This window comes from Streptomyces daghestanicus (genome assembly GCF_020521275.1).
Taxonomy (GTDB): Bacteria; Actinomycetota; Actinomycetes; order Streptomycetales; family Streptomycetaceae; genus Streptomyces; species Streptomyces griseoviridis.
On sequence record NZ_BNDX01000011.1, the window covers coordinates 51,252 to 71,966 of the forward strand.

The window sequence follows — 20,715 nt, forward strand, 5'->3', positions numbered from 1 at the left end:
CGTTCTCGGGGGTCGGTGGGTAGGGGCCGTTGGGTCAGGGTGTGGTGTGTCCCGACAACTGCTCGTAGAAGGCGTCGGCGGTCGTCGGACCGCCGGCGGGGGACGCGGGCGCCGGTTCCGCGAACCGCCGCCACCGCGCGACGCGGGTCCTGTTGTCGTCCAGGGGGGACCCGCGCAACGCCGCCAGCGCCTCCGCCGCGGAACGGGCTCCCGGCACGAGGGTGGTCGCCGCGTACTGCGCGAAGCCGGCCAGGTCCTGCCAGGTGGCCGCGGTGCCGAACCAGCGCAGGTCCTCGGGCAGGTACCCGAGGCCGGCCAGGCGCTCGACGGCCTCGGGGGCATGGGGGAGCACCGGGTCGGGCAGCGGTGCCTCGGGGACGCCGAGACCCGTCGGGACCTGCGCCGGGCCCTCGTCGGCCGGCCCGTCTTCCCGGGCCGTGCGGAGGACGTCCCCCTCCCGTCCGAGCCCGCCGGAGCGCTCCAGGCGCCATCGGCGGACCTGGATGACGGCCTCCTCCCGGGAGGCGAACGGCGGCAGGGACGGGTCGAGCCACTGGACGAAGTCCCGCGTCTCGCCGGGGCGCGCACCGAGGGAGTGCAGCACGTCCACCGCGTGGAAGGTGGTGCTCAGCCTGTCGGCGACCCGCTCCGGGGACAGGCCGCTGCGCCACGGGGAGGTGTCAAGCTCGGCGAAGCCCGCGAGCTGTGCGACGTCGTCGGCACCGAGCCGCGCGCGGACCAGGTCGAGGAAGAACGGGTCGGTGCCCAGCCTCCCGGCGAGGGCGCGCTGCGCCCCGGGCAGGGCGTCCGCGGTCAGCCGGCCCCGCATCATGTCCTTCGCCGTGCCGTCCCCGGCGTCGATCAGATCGGACACGGTCCGGCCCTGCCCGTCGAGATGGTGCACGACGCTCCACCACTCGCTCTTGGGCAGGTCCAGGTCGCGCATGCGCCGCAGCAGTCCGAGCGGGCGGTCCGGGACGCCCATCTCGTGCGCGTCGACGCTCGCGAGGTCCAGTGCCTCGGCCGTGGACAGGTCCGGGGTCCCGCCGCCGTGCGCGAAGGCGGCGTCGGCGGCGAGCCGGGCGACGTCCGCCTGGGTCGCGTCGGCGTCCAGCCGCCCGAGGTCGGCCAGTTCCAGCCCCAGGTACTGCAGCCCCTGGACGAACTCCACCGCGTCGGCGAGGGCGTCCCTCGGGCCGGGCGGCAGGGTGTATTCGAGCATGGTGCGGGTGCGGTCCGGGTGGAGTCCGAGCCGGTCGAGCAGGGCCCAGGCCCGGAGGGTGTCCCGCGGGTTCCAGGAGCCGCCGGTGAGTGATCGGACCAGCTGCGGCGGGTCGAGGAAGCGCTCCTCCAGCGTGAGGATCAGGTCGGACCCGGGGCGGTGCCACTGGGTGATGCCGAACAGGACCGTCAGGTACCGGTCGGCCGGCACCTGGAACCCGGCGAGCAGTGCGCGCAGTGCCTCTGGGGACGTCCCGCTTCCCGTCCCTTCCAGCCGCCACTCGAACAGCAGGTCCGGTACCGCACCGAGGACTTCGCCCTGTCCGTGGGCCTGGACGCGTCGGTGCTCCAGCCAGCTCAGGAAGTGCGCGGTGGCCTGGGGATGGTGGCCGAGGGAGTGCAGCAGGGCGGCACCGTAGGAGGGGCCCAGCACGTCGGCCACGGCGTCGGGCCCGGCCGTGCGCCACTCCTCCATGGCCCCGGTCATCGAGGCGAGCGTGTGCAGCGGGCCGAGGTCCTCGCCGCCGCCGAGGAGGGTGTGGACCCGGTCGAGGAAGCGCGGGTGGACGTGGAGGGCGCGGGCGATGTCCCGCAGCCCCTCCGGCAGGTCGGAGGAGTCGGCCGGCCCCCGCGACCAGTCGGCCGGCAGGGCGGCCGCACCGGGCGCGTCGCTGTCGAGCAGGGCGGCCATGTCCTGGCCACGGGACCACAGGTGGCCGGCGAGGCTCCACCAGTGCTGGACCGGGACGTCGAGTTCGGTGGTGCGCCGGACCAGGTCCGCCGTACGGCCCGGGACACCGAGCCGCTCGGCCAGCGTGTCCAGCTCCGCCACGGCGTGGAGCAGGGGCTTCGCTCCGGCCGGTGCGGCCAGGACACTCGTCGCGGCCTCCGGCGGCAGCCCGAGGTGGTCCGCCAGCCCGGCGAACCGGACCGGGTGCACCCCCGCCTCGTGCACCCGGCGGATCAGCCGGTCGTCCCAGCCGTCGGGCCGGGCCGCCCCCGGCAGCCCGTGGCCGTCGAGCAGCCGGGCCAGACCGGGTTCGTCGAGGAGGTCCTGCACCCCTTCGGTGAGCACCCCCGGCCGCCACGGTGCCTCGTCGCCGGCGGACAGTGACCTGAACCGGTCCAGCACGCGGCTCAGTTCGCCGGCGGAGGCGAGCCGGGGCGTCAGCTCCTCGGTCGGCCAGCCGGCGTCGTCCATCAGGTAGGAGTCGGCGAGCTGTGTGAGCCAGGCCGGATCGGAATCGGTGTTCCGGCTGGGGCGGAGCGCGACGCGGTAGTGCACGGTGGCGTCACCCGCGGTCCGTATCCGTTCCGGGGGCGGCTGCTGCTCCAGCCGGGAGTTGAGCCACGCCTCCAGGTCCCCCGCTGCCACCGGGGTCCGGTCGGACCCGTTCAGGGTGGACGGGACGTCCACGACCCGGGTGACGGTGACGTGCTCCCCGGTCGCGGAGACGTTCCGGCTCACCGTGAACGGCTCCCGGGGGGCGGAGGCGGTGGCGAGTTCGGTGGTCAGCGCGTTGGCGTCCTGCTGCCAGGACGGCCGGACCCAGCGGTGGTCCCCGCCGGCGACGAGACCGTGCATCCGCACTCCCATGGCGCTCCCGCTCCACAGGTAGCTGCCCGGGGCCTCCAGCGGCAGCACGGCACCGGTCAGCAGGGCGTCCCGGTGCGCCGAGCCGACCGCGGCGCGCAGGGACCGGAACATGAGGTCGGGGAAGAGCGCGTGCGGCGACGTGAGCGCGTCGCCGTCGGGCGCCAGCAGCACCACCGTGTCGGCGGGGGACAGCCGGTCCACCCGGGTCCGGTCCAGGCCGTCGGCCGGTTCGCGCCGGGAGACGTGGTAGGAGACCTCCGCGAAGTCCAGGGGGTGCGCCTCGGGCCGGTAGACGTCCAGGAAGGCCGACCGGAAGGGCCCCGCGTCCGCGTACGCGGTGTGGTGGGCGGCGTTCTCGTCGTTGTCGCGGCCTTGGTTGAAGCTGTAGTGGTTGCGTATGTGCCCGCCGACCCGGGCGGCGTGGTCACCGTGCAGCAGGAAGTCCTGCGCCACCGGCATCAGCCGGGGGCCCGGCTCGGCCGGCCGGCGCACCAGCGCCGGGTCCAGCAGGGTGGACGGCAGCAGGTCGGCCTGGCGGTCGGACGCGGCGAAATCGGTGACGCGGCCGTCCACGGTGGCGTGCCCGTGCACGCGGACGCCCTGGTACACCCCCTCGAACCGGCCCCCGGCGCCGATCCGTCCGAGTCGGCGCTCCTCCAGGTACACCTGCTGGGCGGCGTACCACTGCTCCTCGAAGGTCCAGTGCCCGGGAAACATCGTGATGTTCCGGTTCCCGAGTTCGACGCGGGCCCGGTAGGTGCCGTTGGGGTGGGCCGGGGCGTCCGGCACGGGAACGGCACTCGCCCACAGGTCTCGCAGTCTGCGGCGGACCTCCAGCGGGACGATGTCGTCGGTCGGCCTGGTGGGGTGCCGGTGACCGTCCGAGCCGAGCAGGAGCAGGTCGCGCGGCATCAGACGGGCGTCGCGCGCCAGGCGTACGTCCGCCGAGTGGAAGTCCATGGACGTGGGGAGGCCGTCGGCGCCGGTACGGACCGTCCCCGTCATCAGGCCCACGTCACGGTAGAAGGGCCGCTTGCCTACGTTCAGTTCGCGGTACTGGTCCTCGAAGCCCAGCAGGTGCCCGATCTCGTGGGCCAGCGTCTGCAGGTCGCTGTCCCGGTCGTCGGTCAGGCTCCAGAGCCTGGAGTGCGCCCGCTGGGCGTTCGCGGTGAGGCCCACCGTGTGGTGCGCGTCCTCGGCCGAGTCGGTGAACTCCACCCGTACGGCGAGCCGGGCCCCGTCGGGCAGCCGGTACCCGGCGCCGGAGAGGTAGCGCGTGACGCCCTCGTGCGCCTTCTCCTTCGCCTCGTCGGACAGGTGCTGGGCCCCGGCCTCGGGGGAGAGGAAGATCCGCACGGTCAGCTCCGTGGTGGTGGAGCCGTCCGGGTGGGCCAGCCGGCGCACGTGGTAGCGGCGCTGGTCGATGGGGCCCGCGTGCCCGGCCACCGCCTGGGTGGCCGTGGAGGGCGCCTCGACCGGGTACTCCTCCAGGACCCGCTCGCCAGGGTCGTTGTCCCGCCACTCCCGCGCCTCCCGCGCGGCCTCGTCCGCCGGCCGGTGCCGCCAGCCGGCGATGCCGTCCGGCCGGTTCCTGAGGTGGGCGGCGAAGCGGCCCAGTTCCCAGACACCCATCGGCGGGGCGTCCGCGGCGTCGTGGTCGAACCGGGCCCGCGCCAGGTCGGCCGGGCGCAGTCCCTCGCCCGCCAGGTCCAGGCGCACCCGGTCGGCCACCTCGGCCAGCAACTCCTCGCGGGTCTTCGGACGCCGGGTGACGCGCGGCGGCGCCGACTCCTCGACGCGCAGCGTGTACGGCACCGCGGACGCGGTCCCGAGGACATGGTCCAGGTAGCGCGCATACGGGCCCAGCAGCGTGGCCGGCGGGACGTCCCCGCCGCTGAGTCCGAGCAGGCCGGCCACGTGCTCCAGGCCGTCCGGGCCGAGGCGGGCGGGGAGCGCGGGCGGGGCGGGCGGGGCCGGCGGGGTCGGCGGGGGGGCCGGGTCCGGTACGGGCGACGTGTACGAGAGCTGCGGCGGCGCCGTCGACACGACGGGGACGGGCGGGACCGGTGCGAGGGCGCGGGCCGGGTCCGTGCCGGAGGGGGCCGAGCCGTGGGGGACCGCCCGGTACTTGCGGTTCTCGTCGAGCAGGAGCAGCACTCCGCCGTCGTCCGGCCGGTACTCGCCCGCCGCACCGTCGGGCCGGAAGGTGTGAGCGCGGCCGTGGGCGAGGACGGTCACGGGGCGGGCGAGGAGCACGGCCAGCAGCGCCGGGTGGGTGTCCAGGACACTCGGCAGGTCCCGGTCGCCGTCGGTGCCGCGCCGGGCGAGCTGGACGGCGGCCAGCTCCGCGCGGGCGCGGGCCGGCAGCACGGCCCGGTGTTCGGCGGTGCGCACGCCGGCCGACGGGGGGACCACCCCGCGGGCCTCCCACTCGCGCCGCACCCGCGCGGGTGCCTGGAGCAGGGCCGCCACCCGGGTGCCGGCCACCTCGTCCGGGCGGAAGGTGTCGGTGAAGGTCTCGGTGGCGGTGGTGCCGTCGTCGGGATGGGCCAGGGCGACGACGCGGGCCTCGCGGAGCCGGGCGAGCCACCTGGCCCGCTCCCGGCCGGTACCGTCCCGCCCCACGCCGGTGAGCCGCTCGACCGGCCGTGACCCGGCGTCCCGCGCGAGGGCGCCGGCCCGCGCGTCGAAGTCCGGGTCGCCGGCCGCCAGCGCGTCGCCCAGTTCCGCCAGCGCGTCCGGGCCGTACTGGTCCAGGAGACCGAGGACGTCCTCGTCGCCGTAGACGCGGCTGAGGTCGCGGTGCAGCGAGTCGGCGGTGTGTCCCGCCCCGGGCGGCAGGGCGTCGGCGACCGCCTTGAGGAAGCCGTCCCGGTCGGCGGCGGGCGGGGTGAGCGGCAGCGGCCCGGTGACGCCGTCCAGCCGGACGGTGTCCGGTGCGCCGTCCCGGCCGGGGACCACCTCGTAGACGGGGCCGGTGTCCGGTGCCGTGACCGGCGCGGCACCGTGGTCGTGCCGTACCTCCGGGGCGAAGGGGTCGGCGGTCACCCGGTCCGCCGACGGCGTCCGGGCCAGCTCGCCGAGCCGGGCGTACTCGACGGCCGCCTCGCCGAACTTGCCGTTCAGCCGGATCAGTTCCCCCTCGTCGCGCCGCCCGGTGAGCCAGGCGTCCAGGGCACGCTCGTACCCGCGCACCGCCGTCCGCGCCGCGTCGTCACGGGGCCGTGACGCCAGGAACGCCTCCGCCCGCGCGCGCCAGTCGGCCAAGGTCTCCTCGTAGCGCCGCCGCGTCTGGTCGGACCGGGTCCGCAGGGTGTCGTGGGCATGGGCGTGGGCGCGCTGCCGTACCCGCTCCACCTCCTCGTCCAAGGCTGCGGCGACCCTGTCCCAGTGAGCCCGCTCCGGTGCGCTCCCCGCGGTGCCGGCGAGGTCCGCGAACCGTCGCTCCCGCAACCGCTGATGGGTGTCGGACCAGGAGAGCAGGCGCTGGAACAGGTCCAGGTCCGCGTCGGCCCGCGCCAGCGCGGTGTCCGCCGCGTCGCGCTCGGCGCGCCTCAGGTCGAGGTCGGCGGTGGCGGCGCGCACCTCGGGCGCCAGGCCGTCCGTCCCGTCGAGCACCCGGTCCAGCGCGGTACGGGCCTCGTCGAGGCGCCGCCCGGCCGCGGGCGGGTCGAGGCGCCGGCGGACCTCCCGCCAGGCGCGGTGGTTGTCCCGCAGCGCGTCCAGCGCCCGGTCGGCCTCCTCCCACCGGGTACGGGTCGCCTCCGGCAGCCTGGTCTCGTCGAGCAGCCCGGCCTCGCGCGCCAGTTCCTCCCGCACCCAGAGCTGCACCACCGTCTCGGTCGACGCCGCCTGCCTGCCGGAGGCGCCGAACACCCGCCCGCCGACCGGGTGGCCGGTGCCGACGGTGGCCAGGAACGTGGTGGGCACGGCGACCAGGTAGGCGCGGCCCGCCGGCAGGAAGCGGTTGGCCCGCCTCTCGTTCGTCTCCGCGGTGACCGTGGTGGTGCCCACGGCACCGGACCGGCTGCCCTGTACTCCCGCGAAACCCTCCGGTACCCCGCCCGTGACCTGTGCCGCCCCGCCGGTGCCCGCGGAGCTGCCGGACGACTCGGACACCGTCGTGCCGGAGCCGGCGACGTTCTCCAGCGTGACCTGTCCGGACACCCGGAGGATCTTCGCGTCCGAGAGCCGGGGCACGGCGTGCAGGACGACGTCGCCCGCCAGCGGGGCGAAGGCGGCGTTCTCCCGGACGCCGATGATCCGGTGGCCCGCGTCGCCGAGCAGGGTGCCGCCGGCGAGGGCCCCTTGCAGGGACACCGCGTTGGCCCCGTTGCGGATCATCAGGTCCGCCTGTCGGCCCGGCCGGGTCAGCGGGCTCACGCCGGGCGTGCCGGTCGGCCCGGCCTCTCCGCCGACGGCCCGGTCGATCAGCGTGCGCAGCAGGTCCTGCACCCGTTCCGCGTCGTGGACCCGCTCCACGTGCAGTTCGTGGCCGGCCCGGAAGCGGTCGCGCAGCTCCTCCCAGCGGGGGGCGTTCTCGCGCCGGAGCGTCGCCAGCGGCGACCCGGCGTCCGGGCCCGGGGCGTGGTCCCGTACCCGGGTGTCGACCACGGGCAGTCCCGGGCCGCCGGGGACGGAGTCGAGGAAGCCGAGCGGGACCTCGGCGGGGTGCGTACCGCCGTCCAGCACGACGGCGCCCGGCTTGCCGTCGGCGCCCGTCAGCAGGTGCCGGCCGGCGCTGTCCCGCAGGCTCACCACGACGTCCCAGCCTGCCTCCACCTCGGCGAACGGAGTGGCCGCCGCGGTGACCTGGGAGACGACCGAAACGTCCGACGTGCCGGTGGCACGCGACCGGCCGTGGGTGTCGTTGACGGACTCGCTCATGCCGCTGGGGGTGCCGCCGGCGCGTTCGGCCGCCGTCGAGGCCAGCCTCTGTTCCGCGCCGCGCGCGGCCGAGCCGGTCGTCGCGGACGTCACCAGGTGGCCGACGCGGCTCTCGCCGAACGTGGCGATGTCCAGCAACCGCGCGTCACGCGGTACGTAGTCGACGCGGAGTTCGGCGTAGGTGTTCCAGAGGGCGAGGCGCTGTCCGAACGACACGGCGGGGCGCCGGCCCTGGGTGACGACCGGGACACCCGCCTGCATATGGGCCCTGCCGACCGACTCGGAGAGCGCCCTGAACACCGTCTCCTTGAGCGATTCGGGGGCCGACAGCTTCTTCAACTGCCGCCCCAGGGAAGCCAGGTCGGCGTCGGAGGGGCGGACGCCCGCCGCGGGCAGCAGCCCGACCGGGTCGGTCAGGTACGACCGGGGCACGGTGAGGGCGTCCAGGACGGGCCGTGGCACCGCGGGCCTGGAGGGCGCGCCGGCGTCCAGCAGCCCCAGGTCCCTGGCGACCTGCTCCGGCACCAGGCCGACGTAGCCGTCCGGCACGGTGAACGTCCGGTCGGCGGTACCTCCGGGGCGGCCGAGGAGTGAGCCCAGTCCCAGGTCGGTGCCGGCGGCCTCGACCCGGTAGTCGACGTCCGCGGCCACCAGCACCCAGTGCTCGGAGTCGTACACGTTGTTGACGTCCCGGACGGTGGTGGTCGAGGCGCCCTCGGCGAAGCCGCCGCTGTGGCCGAGCGACCACGGGCCGGCCGTGACCAGTCCGGTGGCGCCGCCCCACCTGGACTGGTCCAGGAAGGAGAGACCACCGGTGACGCCGTGGGCCGACGCGGTCGTGGACTCCAGCCCGACCCCCAGCGAGACCGTGACCTCGGGATCGACGGAGAACGGCCCCGACAGGGCCCGCAGGTTCTGCCGTACGCCCGACACCCGCAGCCCGCCCAGCCAGCCCCGGAAGGCGCCGGGCGCGTGGAAGGCGGGCAGTGACAGGCCCGTCGCGCCGAACAGGTCGGTATGCCGTCCGGTCAGCGCCGGTGACCGCAACGCCCGCTCGATCCGGAAGGAGTGCGGGGTCGCGGGCACCGCGAAGCGCCAGTCCCGGTGCGAGGACGAGGCGGCCGCATCCAGGGCCGTCCGGATCAGCTCCGGGTGCGAGGACACCTGGAGGGGCACCGACCGCACCCCGCGCAACGGGTCCCCGCCGGCGGGCCGGGGCGTCGCCGGTGGCGCCCCCTCGGGCGGGGTGAAGTCCCGGTCCGGTACCGCGACGTCGATCTCGAAGGGGATGCGCCGGGCGTCGTCGGCGCCCGTGGCAGCCCGTGCGCGGTGCCGGTCGCCCAGACCCGGTATCCACTCCACCAGGTAGCCCGGGTGGCGGCTGCGCTCCATCGACACCGTGAACTCGCCGGTCAGCCGGTACAGATGGGAACCGGCCGGCTTGAGCTGGGTCAGCGCGTCACTGGTCGCGGTGTAGAGCGCCTGATCCCGCCGGGTGGTGTCGTAGGAGGCGGTCAGGCCCACGTCGGCGCCGAGGGTGTGGCCGCCGGCCGTGCGGGTGCCGCGCGCGGTGACCCCCAGAGCGGCCCGGAATCCGGTGGTCTGCGCCGACCCGCCGCGCGCGCTGCCGCCGACGGTGAACCGCTGCTGCAGACCGTGGTCGGTACCGACGTACGAGACGGGGTCGTCGAACCGGGGCCGTACGGTCACCATCACCGAGTCCCGGCTGAAGGCACCGGTGCCCAGCAGCAGGATCGGCACGCCCTCCGGCTGGAACTGGTGCAGTGCGGCGCGGGCCCGGTCGCCCTGGAACGCGGCGACCACCTGGAGGGTGTTGTGCACCGCGCGGGCGTACTGCGGCTGGAGCAGGGACCGCCAGATGCCGCCCTTCCACCGCTCGGCCTCCCGCTGGGGCACCACCAGCGTCGGGTGCTGCTCGGCGATCCACGCCAGGGTGTCGGTGACGAGGGTCTCGGTGGCGGAGGCGTACGCCGCGTCCGCCGCGGCCTCGGCCCGCGCGTCGCCGCCCGCACCGCCCTCGCCGGAGGTGACCGGCCGGGTGACGTCCTCGCCCACCCGCAGCGAGCGGACCGAGGTGAGGTAGAGACGCTTCCGCTCACCCGGGCCCTGCAGGAAGGGCGGGACGGGTGGTTCCGCGTCGCCCTGCCGCAGCCCGAGACGGTCGTCCCAGCCTGCCATCGCCCACAGGTCGTGCAGCGGGCTCTGGATCACCATGGAGGTGGTGAAGACCCGTTCCTGACCGCCGGCCAGCCGGACCGGCAGTTCGATGTCCAACACCGCGAGCGCGGTCGGCACGTCCCGGTACTTGGCACCCGTCGTCTGCTGTCCGGCGCCCCCGCCCAGCACCTGGTGGCCGTGTGATCCGGTGACGCCCAGGACACCGCCCACCGTGACGGTGGTGTCGCCCACGGGGCCGCGGAAACCCGCCTGGACACTGCCGCTGCCCGCGGCGGTGGTGGCGCTGACCGTCTCGTCGCGCGCGGTGTACTGGTCCGCCGTGCGGATCTCGGTCCCCGACCAGAGCGCCTTGACGCGCAGGCCGACCGGCTTGGCCCGGCCGAGACTGATCCCGGCGGCGGAGGCGTGAGCGAGGGCGGACTCGGCGCCGACCCCGCCCGCCAGCAGGTCCGGACCGTGCGCGGTGAGCCGCTCGCGGGAGAGGAGCCGGTCGACCGCGCGGGCCCGTGCGGGGTCGGGCGAGCTGGGCAGGTGGTCCACGGCCCACCGGCGGATGTGCTCGGTCGGCCCGAATCCGAGCACGCTGGGCCGGCCGACCGGTCCGGCGAACTGGCCCGGTCCCAGGGTGGGCACCCGGTCGCCGGGGCGGGGTGCGGTCAGCCCCTTGGGGAGGGTGATCTCGGCGCTGTGGAGGGCGTTGGGGGTGACGGCCCGGACCGGGTCCGTCCCCCGGGGTCTGTCCCAGACGGAGTCCTTCCAGCCGGGCGCGTGGTCGGAGATCTCGAAGCGGATGTGCCGCACCTCGCGGTCGGTGCCGCTCACCGCGCGTGACTCGCTGCTGGGGGTGTGGGTGCCGCGCAGGTCGGCCGCGTGGCTCTCGCCGCGCTGCCCGGAGACCGTGGCCGTGACGAGGACCGGCGGCACGGCGGCGGTGCCGCTGACGGCCAGGGCCGTGGCGACGGCGGAGGCGTGGCTCTGCCCGAAGTGCTGGGCGGACCGGTGGTTGACCTGCGTCCTGAACGAGGCCTCGGCACCACCGGGACCGTCTGCCTTGCCGAGTACGTCGGCCTTGACCACGACCGGACGGGACTCGGTCCGCCGGATCAGCCGGAGCAGCGGGTTCGCCGCCCGCAGGCGCGCCTCGAAGGTCCGTCCCTCACCCAGCAGGGAGTGGGGGGCGGTGGACAGCACCTGCCGCAGACCGGGTACGTCCACGATCTGCGGGGTGGTGGCCAGGGGAGCCACCAGCTTGCCCAGCAGGCCCTTCGGCACGTGCGCACCGGCCGGGTCCGGGCTCCGGTAGAGGGCGTTCTGGCGTTCCACCAGCCCGGCGGCGATCCGGTCCACCTCCTCCGGGGTCAGCCGCATCTCACCGGGGCCGAAGAGTGCCGCCAGCAGTTCGCCGTCGCTCTCGTCGAGGATGAAGGCGGTCTCGGGGGCCGGAGCCGCCGGCGGGTCGGCGGAGGGCGTCGGGCCGGCGGTGGGCGGGGGCTCGGCGGGCGTGAGGCCGGTGGTGGGCTGCTCGGTGGGCGTGAGCCCGGCGGCAGGGTGCTCGGTGGCCGGGGGATCGGTGGCCGGGCCGTTCTCCGGTCCGGTGCTGTGGAGCGGGGCCAGTTCGTGGCTCTCCGTCGAGGGCGTGCCCTCGGGGGTCGTCGCGGTGGGGAACGGGTTCGCCGAGGTGGTCCGGTACGGGGCCGCACCGGAGCCGCGCGGCAGGGCGCCCGGGGTGTCGTCCTGACCGGTGCGGGGGACCGGTCGCGGCGGGGCGTCCCCGGACTGCCCGGCGGTGTTGGCGAAGCGCGGGGTGGTGGCCGGAGCGGGTGCGGCGGTGGGGGAGGGTGCCGGCGGGACGGTCGACGCGGTGACCACCGGGGGCGCGGGCAGGGGCGGCCCGATGCCGTCGTCACTCTCGTCCACGTCCAGCATGTCGAGCACACTGTCGGTGTCGGTGTCGGTGTCGGTGTCGGTGTCGGTGTCGGTGTCGGTGTCGGTGTCGGTGTCGGTGTCGGTGCCGGTGCCGGTGCCGGTGCCGGTGCCGGTGCCGGTGTCGGTGTCGGTGTCGGTGCCGGTGCCGGTGCCGGTGCCGGTGCCGGTGCCGGTGCCGGTGTCCGTGTTCGTGTCGGCGTCCGCGCCCGTGCCGTCCGGGTCGCCCGCCGCGCTCCGGTGATCTTCCGTCACCTGCTCGTCCCCGGCGGAGCCCTCCCCGTCCCGGCCGTCCGTCGACTCCGTGGGCACCGACCGGGGCGTCTCGGATGGTGGCGCGGCCCCGTCCCGGTCACCCGACGCACCGTCCAGCAGACCGGCGTCACCGGTGTTGGGACCGGTGTACCGGGACACGCCACCGGAAGTCAGCTTGGAGACGAGAGCCTTCAGCGGCTCGGTGTCGACGTGCGGCCCGACCGCCGCGGCCAGCGGGTGCACGACCATCTCACGTGCCCCGTGACTGAGCCCGGTCGTGAGGAACCCGGAGAGGAACGTCTCCCAGGTCGAGGTGAAGCCGTAGCCGTGCATCTGGTTGTAGACGCCCTCGGCCAGGTTCTGGCCGACGCCCTGCATCACCATGTCGGTGCCGTACATGGTCAGTTTGAAACGGAGGTTGCCGGTGTGCCCGGCCTTCGCCAGGGCGGCGGGCAGGTCGCGGGAGAGCGTCTCGGCCGTCTCCTTGGAGACGGTGCCGCCCAGCACGGTCCGGAGCCGGTCGGTGAGGTGCCGGACCGAACCGGACCCGGCGGCGCCGCCCCAGTGCTCGACCACCGTCCGGGTGACCTTCTCGCCGATCTCCCGGGCGGCCGGTCCGGCCAGGCCGTCGAACCCGTGCCGCTCGAAGAGGTCGCCGCCCTTGGCGATGAAGCGCTTCTCGAAATCCTTGAACTCCTTGCCGAACCCCTTCTGGAGCTGGTTGTCGGCGGAGGACAGCAGGTCGGCGAAGGCGCGGCCGAGACGGTTGCCGCCGGCCTCGTCGCCGCCGGCCCGGCCGAACTGCTTGAAGAGGGTGCCCAGGTCGTCGCGGAGCATCCGGTCGAACCCGGTGCCGAACCGGTTGCCGAGGAACGTGCCGAGCCCCGCGCCGAGCAGGCTCACCGGGCCCGTGATCACGCCCTGGATCGCGGCGAACTTCAGCGAGTCGAGCAGCAGTTTGTCGTCGAACTTGTCGCGGTGGCCCTGGTTCTTCTGGACGAGCTGGATGATCCGGTCCATCGCGAAGGCGAGGCTCGTGGAGATCGCCACGTGCTGGGCGATGGCGAGGAGCAGCCGCTTCATCAGCAGCGGGAGCAGGGTCCGCAGCAGCGCGGTGCGGAAGGCGACCTCGGCCGCGACGGCCTGCCCCAGGCCGGGCACCCACCAGACGGCCGCCTCGAACATCATCTCCGCGAGCAGCTCGATGACCTGGGCCAGGATCATCCACTTGTAGTACTCGGCCTGGTTGGCGGAGCTGCGGGCGATGTCCGCCATGTGCTGCGCCTGCTTGGCGGCGGCACCGAGGAAGGAGTCGTCACCGCCGGCCAGTACGTCGGCCAGGGCGACGAACGCCTCGGCGGACTCCCCGGCGAACGAGCCGGCCACCGCCCGCCCGACCTCCACCAGCGCCTTGTCGATCTCGCCGAACACCGCGGCCAGACCGTCGTAGTCGTCGGCGACCGCGCGGAGCCGGTCCTCGTCGATGGACGGCCACTTCATGCCGCTGAGGGCCTCCATCAGACCCTGGGCGGCGGGAGACGGGGTCAGCACGGGCGTCCCCGCGTCACCCGGAGTGCGGTGACGGTCACTCGCCGCCGCTCTTCCACGAGTCGGCCAGCTCCATCGCCTCTTCCTCGGCCCGGGTGAGCAGCGCGGTCACGTCCCCGCCCGCGGTGCCGGTGCGCTGCACCAGGTCGGCGAGGAGGGTGAGCAACTGGGTGAGTTCCTTCATGCCGGGGTCGATCACGGCGAAGTACTGCTTGCCCACCTCGTCCTTCCCGCGCCCGCCGGCCTCCGCGTTGGTCCGGTTGATCTTCGTCACGAGGTCGTTGGCCCGGTCGATCAGGTCGCTGTTCAGCCCGTACGTCTGGAACAGCGCCCGGAGGCGGTCGGTGGTGACGAGTTCCTCAGCCACGGCGGTCGTGCTCCCGGTCCTGGCCGGCCGCGTCGGCGGGGGGCCACAGGTCCCGCAGCGGCCGCAGCATCTCCTCGACGTCGGAACCGCCGGTCATCGACCGGCGCAGCCCGGTGCCGGTCTCCCGCAGCGGCGCGAAGACGGCACGGGACTTCTCCCCGGCCTCCTCCAGCGCCTTGGTGAGGGTCTCGACCAGGGCCCGGCCCAGCTCGGCGGGGGCCATCTCGCGGTACGCCTCGGTGTGGAAGCGGACCTCCTTGACGACCCCGCCGGCGCCGGCGACGACCGTGAGCATCCGGTCCTTGGACCGTACGGAGACGGTGGTGGCCGCCGCCTCCCGCTGGGCCGCGGCCAGCCGGTCCCGGTAGTCGGCGAGCCGGCCCATGGCGGCCTCCAGTTGCTGCTGGAGGGAGTGGTCGGGGGTGGGTTCCATCAGCCGATCACTCCTGTTCCCTTGACCTGGGTGGTGCCCCAGGTCTCCTCGTCCTCGTCCAGCCAGGTGCGGCGGTCGCGGTCCCGGCCACCGGGCGCTCCGCCCGCGCCCATGCCGGTGCCCGGCGGCATGGCGGTAGGGCCGTTGGTGCTGGTGGTGGCGGTGCCGCCGGTGACGGGCGTCTCCTTCGGCGCGGTCCCCGGGATCGCGGTGAGCCCCTCGGTGGAGGTGGTGGCAGCCTTGAGCTGGGCGGCCGTGGCGCCGGGCAGGCGGGTGGCACCGGTGATACCAGCCCCCTTCGCGGCGGCCGGGGCGAGCGCCTCCCCGAGCGCCCCGGACGAGGCGCGGGCGTTCTTCAGGGCCCGTTGGTAGGCGGCCTCCTGGGCCGCTTCCTGGGCGGCGAGCGCGGCGGTGGCGGAGTTCCGCCTGACCCCGGGGACGAGGGCGGAGCCGAGGGAGGACCCGGACGGCAGCCGTACGACGTTGCCCTTGCCGTCGGTGAGCAGGCCCCCGCCGGGCTTGGTGACGGTGCCGCCGGGGTTGATGACCGAACCGGCAGGCACGGTGACCGGGTTGCCCTCGGAGTCGGTGAGGGTCCCGCCCCCCGGGGCGACGATCTCCTGGGTGCCGTCGGCGGGAAGCTTGACGCCGTTGCCCAGGTCGGTGGAGCCGGTGCCCGGCGGCGAGGAGGTGCCGTCCCCGGTGCCCGCGCCCGTCCCCTCGTAGGCGCCCAGCGTGCCGACGTCGGGCGCGGAGTCCCCGGACCCCGTCTCCGGAGTGGTCGACGGCGGATCGTCGGTGGTGATGTCGTCGGTGACGGTGTCGTCGGAGGTGGTGTCGTCGGACCCCGGATCGTTGGCGGACGGCTCCTGGTACGGCGTCCGGTACCGGGGGGCGATGAGCGAGGCCGGGATGGCCTGCACGGCCTGCTGGTAGCTGGCGCCCAGGCTGCGGACGTGGGTGACCGCGGCGGTGTCCAGCTCCGTCAGGCCCTGCGTCCAACGGGTCTTGGCGAGGGCCTCCACCTGCTTCATGGTCGCCTCGTCCGCCGCGTTGCCGTAGCCCTTGAAGGTCAGGCTGGTGACATCGGCGTTGGAGCCGTACCCCAGCGAGTAGTTGGTGGTCACCTCCTGCCAGACCTCGTTCAGGACGTTGTACGGCACCGCCACGGGCTTGGGGCGCCACGCCTCGTACGCGGAGGCGAGGTCCCAGGAGCGCAGCCGGGCCGCGGCGCCGGCGGCGCGGATCAGGGCGACGGGGTCGCCCTGGGCGAGCACTTGGTGGCGCAGGTTCTCCAGCTGGCCGGCGATGGCGGTGAGGGCGGCCTTGAAAGCGCCGGCGGCGCTGCCCTGGGCGGGCGAGTCGTCCTCGTCGATCTGGTTGCCCCAGGTGATGAGGCGGTCGTGCTGGGCCGTGAGCAGGGCCAGCACCCGCTCGAGGGAGTCGGCGGCGGTGTCGAAACTTCCGTACTTCACCGCTGTGTTGCCGGTCGGCGTGGATGCCACCGGGCCGAGGATGTTCCAGGTCTGCCGCCAGAAGGCGCCCAGCGGAGACTCCTCCGCCCACATCTCGTGCGCCAGGTTGACGCCCACGCTGATCAGCGTGCCGTCGGGCATCTGGTAGTTGGCGGTGAGGTCGTAGTCCTTGCCCTGGACGAGCTGGCGGTTGCTGCGCAGGATGACGCGCGGTGCCCCCAGCCAGGTCATGCCGGTGACGTCCTCGCGGGTGACGACCTTGTCGGCCGTGAAGCCCTCCAGGGCCTCCTCCCACCTGCCGGCACCCATACCGTTTCGCCGCCTCTCTCGTGCCCCGCCGGGACCGTCCCCCGGCCACCGCGCCCCGGCGCGGTCAGGTGGTCGTCGTGCTCCTGTAACCGAGTCCGCCGAGCCCGTCGGAGAGGACCGCGGCCATCTCGCCCGCCGTCAGCTCCGCGTCCTCCTCGCCCTTGCGGAGGATCTGGTCGACCTCCAGCAGGGTCACCCCCAGGGTGTCGAGGCCCGTGCTCAGGGCGTTCAGTTGGCCGATGAGCGACGCGGAGAACGACTTGAACCGGGCGTGCAGCTCGTCTGCGTTGTCGATGCGCCCCTTGTCACTGGCCGCGCACAGCCCCGGATAGGTGCCCGCGTCCTCCGACATGACGGACAGCGTGGTCTGCGGGTCGCCGTTGCGCAGCGTCCTGGAGATGTCGGTGACGTAGGTGTGCGCGGGGCCGCTCAGCCAGCCCTCGGTCACCTTGATGGTGCCGGTGCCGCCGTCCTCGGATGCCATGGCCGCCGTCCTCAGAAGGCGTTCGCGCCGGTGTGGTCGGCGCGGATCTGCTGGTCGACCATCTGCTCCAGGCTCGCCGCGCCCTGCCCGAAGGCGTTGTTCATCTGCTGGATGGCGGTCTGGGCGCGGGACTGGAAGTCCTTCCACGCCTCGGCGGTGGCACCCTCGAAGGACCGGGCCGCGGGGGTGATGCCGGTCAGCATGTTCTCCAGCGCGTTCACCATGACGGTGTTGGCCTGGACCATGTCCTCGATGGCCTGGTTGGCCTGGTTGATGACGAGCGTGACGTCCGACATCTGCTGCTCCTGGGTGACGGCGACGCGGCTCCGGGCGGTGCGGGGCGCGCGGGTGGGTGGAGGGTCCGGTGGAGGTGGAGGTGGAGGTGGAGGTGGAGGTACGGGGCGGGCGCGCGAGGGGTGCGGTGCGCGCCGCACCGTCAGGTCAGGGCCTGGTAGAAGCTGTCGCCGGTGTTGGCCCAGGCGCCGGCGTACTCGGCGGCGCTCATCTCGCCGGTGTTCTGGATCTGGTCGGCGTCGGTCAGGGCCTGGTGCAGGTGGTCCACGGCCTGCTTGATGTTCGTGTAGGCCTGCATCCACTCCTGGAGCTTCGAGCTGAAGATCGAGGACGAGGCGGCGACGTAGGACAGGCGGACGTCGTCGTGGATCTGCTGGACGGTGTTGCCCGCCTTCACCATCTCGGCGATCTGCGTCTCCAGGGCGGCGCGCGCGGTGTCGATGTCCTGTTGCGCGCGGTTGTAGACGGAACCTGTGGGGGTGGCCATGGTGTTCCTCTTTCGCTGGCTCCGGGGCGCGGAGCGGACGACGGCGACGGAGCGGCGCGGCGCCGGGCGGTGCGGGAGGGAACGGGCGCCGCGGCCGGTCACGGCCTGTCTCGCGGACTCCCGTGCACCGCACCGGCCGGTCCCGGCAAGGGTGTTGGAAAGATCTCCGCCCGAAGATTGCCCTATGCGTCCGCTGTGGTGCAAGAACGATCCTGCTCAGCGAGGATGCGAGTGACTCACGTCACACACCTGGCGCGGGAGCCGTGCCCCGCGTTCACCGGAACTCTCTCCCCGGTCTTCCCTGTGGCGCCCGAACTGCCCGTCCCGGAACCGGAGTCGGGCGTGGCCCGCCCGCCCGGCCCGCCGGGCGCGGAGGCCGCCGGGACCAGACCGCGGGCCGAGATGGCGGCCGGATCGAGCGAGGGCCCGGTGGGCAGCAGCGCGAGCAACCGCGCGGGCAGACCGACCGCGGCGGAGCTGTCATAGCCGAGCCGTTGCGCCGCGGCGCCGGAGGGCACCGGATACGCCACCCCGGTGTCCGTGACCAGGAAGAGCGCGCCACCGGTGCCGGCCGACGACAGCGCCCGCACCAGCACACCGCCGCCGGCGCGCACCGAGATCCGGTCCGCGGGCACACAGGCCGCAGTCACCCCGGGCTCGGCGTGCGGCGCCGCACCGGCGGCCCCGGTGGCGTCCGCCACCACCACGGTCGTGGTGACCGGCCGGTCACCACGACCCGGCGCGATCCGGGCGCAGACCCGCTGCCCGCCGGCGGCCACCGGCACCGCCCGGGGCGCGGTCGCCGGCAGCGCCTCCGGCAGCAGGGTGGCGGTGTCGTCGGCCAAGTGGGCGGCGAGATCCGCGCCGCCCACCTCCCGCACGGTCACCCGGCCGCCGCCGTAGGCCGACTCCTGGGTGCGCGGGTCACCGCGGAGCAGGCGGAACTCCAGCTCGGTGAGGGGAGCGAGGCCCTCCCGGGTGAGGACGTACTCGCGGCCCGCCGCGGTGTAGAGCCGGCCGACCCGGCTGCCGGCGCCGGCCAGGTCGGGGCCGGCCGAGCCGCGCCCGGCGAGATCGGGCGGGGCGATGTCCGGGCCGGCGCTGAACGCCCCGAGGAACGCGGCACCGACCTCGACCGGCCGTACCCCGTCCCAGCCGAGGGCGGAGTCGGCGCCGTGCGCGGTGTCCACCGCGTACCGCCGCCCCCGCCACAGCAGATGGACGCCGCCGTCCCCGGCCCCGGTGGTCACCAGCACGCCCCGGCCGGAGTCCAGGCCCGTCCCCGGGTCCGCGGTGCCGACGGCCACCGAGGTGAGCGCGGCCGTCCCTGGCGTGGTCCCGCCGGCGGTGCCGTGCACCGCGCACACCTGCCACGCGGCACCGGAGAGATTCTCGGTGGGCAGCCCGTCCGGGGCGCCGACGATGCCGAGGGTGGCGCCCCGGGGTGCGCCGGCCAGGGAGGCGGCCGCCACCTGCCGCACCGCCTGCCGGTCACCGGCCAGCAGCCGGGCCGAGGTCTGGTTGAGCACCGGGTGCAGGGTGCCGTTCAGATACAGGTAGCGGGCACCGGTGTCCCGGACCACCACCAGGGTGCCGTCCACCGCCCACCCGGTGGCGCCGCCGGGCGAGATGAGTCCCCAGATCAGGCAGACCGCCCCCGCCAGCGCGGTGACCAGCGCCCCCCAGGCCACCCCGCGCCGGGTGCGGGCGGTGGGCGGCGAGTCGGGCGAGTCGAGATCGGTGCGGTGCAGGCCGGCGGCGACCCGGCCCATCACGAACAGGTGCGCCTGTACCTGGTCCTTGCGTGACTGCACGGCTCACCCCCGGATCGCGCGGAGCTGGCCGAAGACTCCGGCGAGCAGCGCCGCGAGCGGCAGCAGGGACAGGGCGGCGAAGGTGTGCAGCAGGTCGGCGGCCCGGCCCCAGTACGGCACGAGCCGGCGGCCCGGGACCGTCCAGGAGGCGACCACCGCGACCGCGGCCAGCACCACGACACCGCCGACGACCAGCAGCCGGGCCGGCAGGTCGCCGCGCACGGCCGTGACACAGGCGGCCAGGGCCAGCGCGTACGCCCCCGGCAGCGCCATGGTGAGCCGGCCGCGCAGGCCGCCCAGGGTGCGCACGTGCAGCAGGAGCAGGACACCGAGCACACAGCCGAGGACGGGAGCGGTCGGGCCGTGCCGCTCCGGTGCGGTCAGCAGGACGGTGGCACAGGCCGCGGCGACCAGGCCGAGGGCGCCGTGCAGGGCGTTGAGGTACCCGTCGGCGCGCTCCGCGCGGACGCGGACCCGGGCCGCCGGGTAGGGATCGATGCCCTCCTGCAACTCGGCCGCGTTGGACGGCAGCGGCGGCAGCCGCAACCCGGCCAGCCGGAACGCGAGCCCCGGCACCAGGCCCCCCGCGAGCACGGTGGCCACCGCCGTCCAGCCCGCCGTGTGCACCGGGTCCACGCCGGAGGTGACCAGCGCGCCCCAGACGGCCGTGAACACGGCGACCGTGCCGCCGGCGAGGAAGAGCGGGGCGTGGGTGCCGACCGCGCCGAGGGCGAGGACCGCCGCCCCGGCCGCCGCTGCGCCCGCCGCCAGCAGCCGCGGACCGAGCAGCGACTCCCCGGCCGACCCGGCCGGCACCAGCGCGCCGGCCAGTGCGAGGAACGGCACGGCGGCGGCGCCCAGGACCGCCCCGGCGGCCGCGTCACCCACCGCCCGGGAGGCCGTGGCCGCGCCGCCGGTCAGCAGCACCGCCAGCAGCGCGGCGGCGGCCGCACGCCAGCCCGCCGCGCCGGGCAGCAGCAGCGCGAACAGGGCGGCCGCGAGCGCGGTCAGGGTGAACCCGAGCAGCAGCCGGCGGCTCAGCTCGGGCCGCCAGCCGTCCCGGCGGTCGGCCAGCGTCTCCGCCATCCCGTCCACCACGTCGTCGAAGTCGACGGCCGGGAGAGCCTCATGACGTGCCCTCAGGTAGAGAGTGGTGCCGTCCGCGAGGCCCAGGGTCTCCGCGGTGCCGTTCTCGTCCAGGGGCGCGCCGCCCAGCCGCTGCAGGGTCCAGCCGCCGTGCTCCAGGCCGGCCTCACGCAGGTCACCGCCCGCGTACTCCACCAGGACGGGCAGGAGTTCGGCCAGGGGGACGTCCGTGGGGACGCCCAGTTCCACGACGCTGCCGGGTGCTCTGACGGCTATGCGGCACAATCCGGCGGTCTGATCGCTCACGATGCCTCGGTTCGGTTTCCCCGGACCGGG

The 20,715-nt window shown here is 75.1% G+C and carries 9 protein-coding genes; all 9 read right to left on the reverse strand.

Annotated elements, in window-relative coordinates:
* Positions 1 to 34: 34 nt before the first annotated feature.
* The 9 genes from Sdagh_RS22680 to eccD all read right to left on the reverse strand — a co-directional run bounded on the left by Sdagh_RS22680 (position 35) and on the right by eccD (position 20,685).
* Complete coding sequence (locus tag Sdagh_RS22680; protein ID WP_226535582.1) at positions 35 to 13,633, reverse strand: WXG100-like domain-containing protein; 13,599 nt, start codon at positions 13,631 to 13,633, stop codon at positions 35 to 37.
* A 34-nt stretch (positions 13,634 to 13,667) separates the two neighbouring features.
* Entirely contained in the window at positions 13,668 to 13,997 is a 330-nt protein-coding gene (locus Sdagh_RS22685; RefSeq protein WP_189418274.1) for a hypothetical protein, read from the reverse strand.
* The gene (locus Sdagh_RS22690; RefSeq protein ID WP_190010517.1) at positions 13,990 to 14,430 is read right to left on the reverse strand and encodes a YbaB/EbfC family nucleoid-associated protein; all 441 of its coding nucleotides are present in this window, start codon (positions 14,428 to 14,430) and stop codon (positions 13,990 to 13,992) included. Before Sdagh_RS22690 ends, Sdagh_RS22685 begins: the two co-directional genes overlap by 8 nt.
* On the reverse strand, positions 14,430 to 16,214 hold the full coding sequence (locus Sdagh_RS22695; protein WP_190077162.1) for a hypothetical protein: 1,785 nt from the start codon (positions 16,212 to 16,214) through the stop codon (positions 14,430 to 14,432). Before Sdagh_RS22695 ends, Sdagh_RS22690 begins: the two co-directional genes overlap by 1 nt.
* Before the next feature lie 64 nt (positions 16,215 to 16,278).
* Positions 16,279 to 16,698, reverse strand: coding sequence for a hypothetical protein (locus Sdagh_RS22700; RefSeq protein ID WP_189418281.1), 420 nt, complete (start codon positions 16,696 to 16,698; stop codon positions 16,279 to 16,281).
* 11 nt (positions 16,699 to 16,709) lie between these two features.
* The gene (locus Sdagh_RS22705; protein WP_189418283.1) at positions 16,710 to 16,994 is read right to left on the reverse strand and encodes a hypothetical protein; all 285 of its coding nucleotides are present in this window, start codon (positions 16,992 to 16,994) and stop codon (positions 16,710 to 16,712) included.
* Positions 16,995 to 17,134: 140 nt separating this feature from the next.
* Entirely contained in the window at positions 17,135 to 17,479 is a 345-nt protein-coding gene (locus tag Sdagh_RS22710) for a hypothetical protein (RefSeq protein WP_189418286.1), read from the reverse strand.
* 236 nt (positions 17,480 to 17,715) lie between these two features.
* Positions 17,716 to 19,293: a type VII secretion protein EccB gene (gene eccB / locus Sdagh_RS22715; RefSeq protein WP_190077161.1), complete on the reverse strand. Its 1,578-nt coding sequence runs from the start codon at positions 19,291 to 19,293 to the stop codon at positions 17,716 to 17,718.
* Positions 19,294 to 19,296: 3 nt separating this feature from the next.
* Positions 19,297 to 20,685: a type VII secretion integral membrane protein EccD gene (gene eccD / locus Sdagh_RS22720; RefSeq protein WP_308288759.1), complete on the reverse strand. Its 1,389-nt coding sequence runs from the start codon at positions 20,683 to 20,685 to the stop codon at positions 19,297 to 19,299.
* Between the last annotated feature and the right edge of the window lie 30 nt (positions 20,686 to 20,715).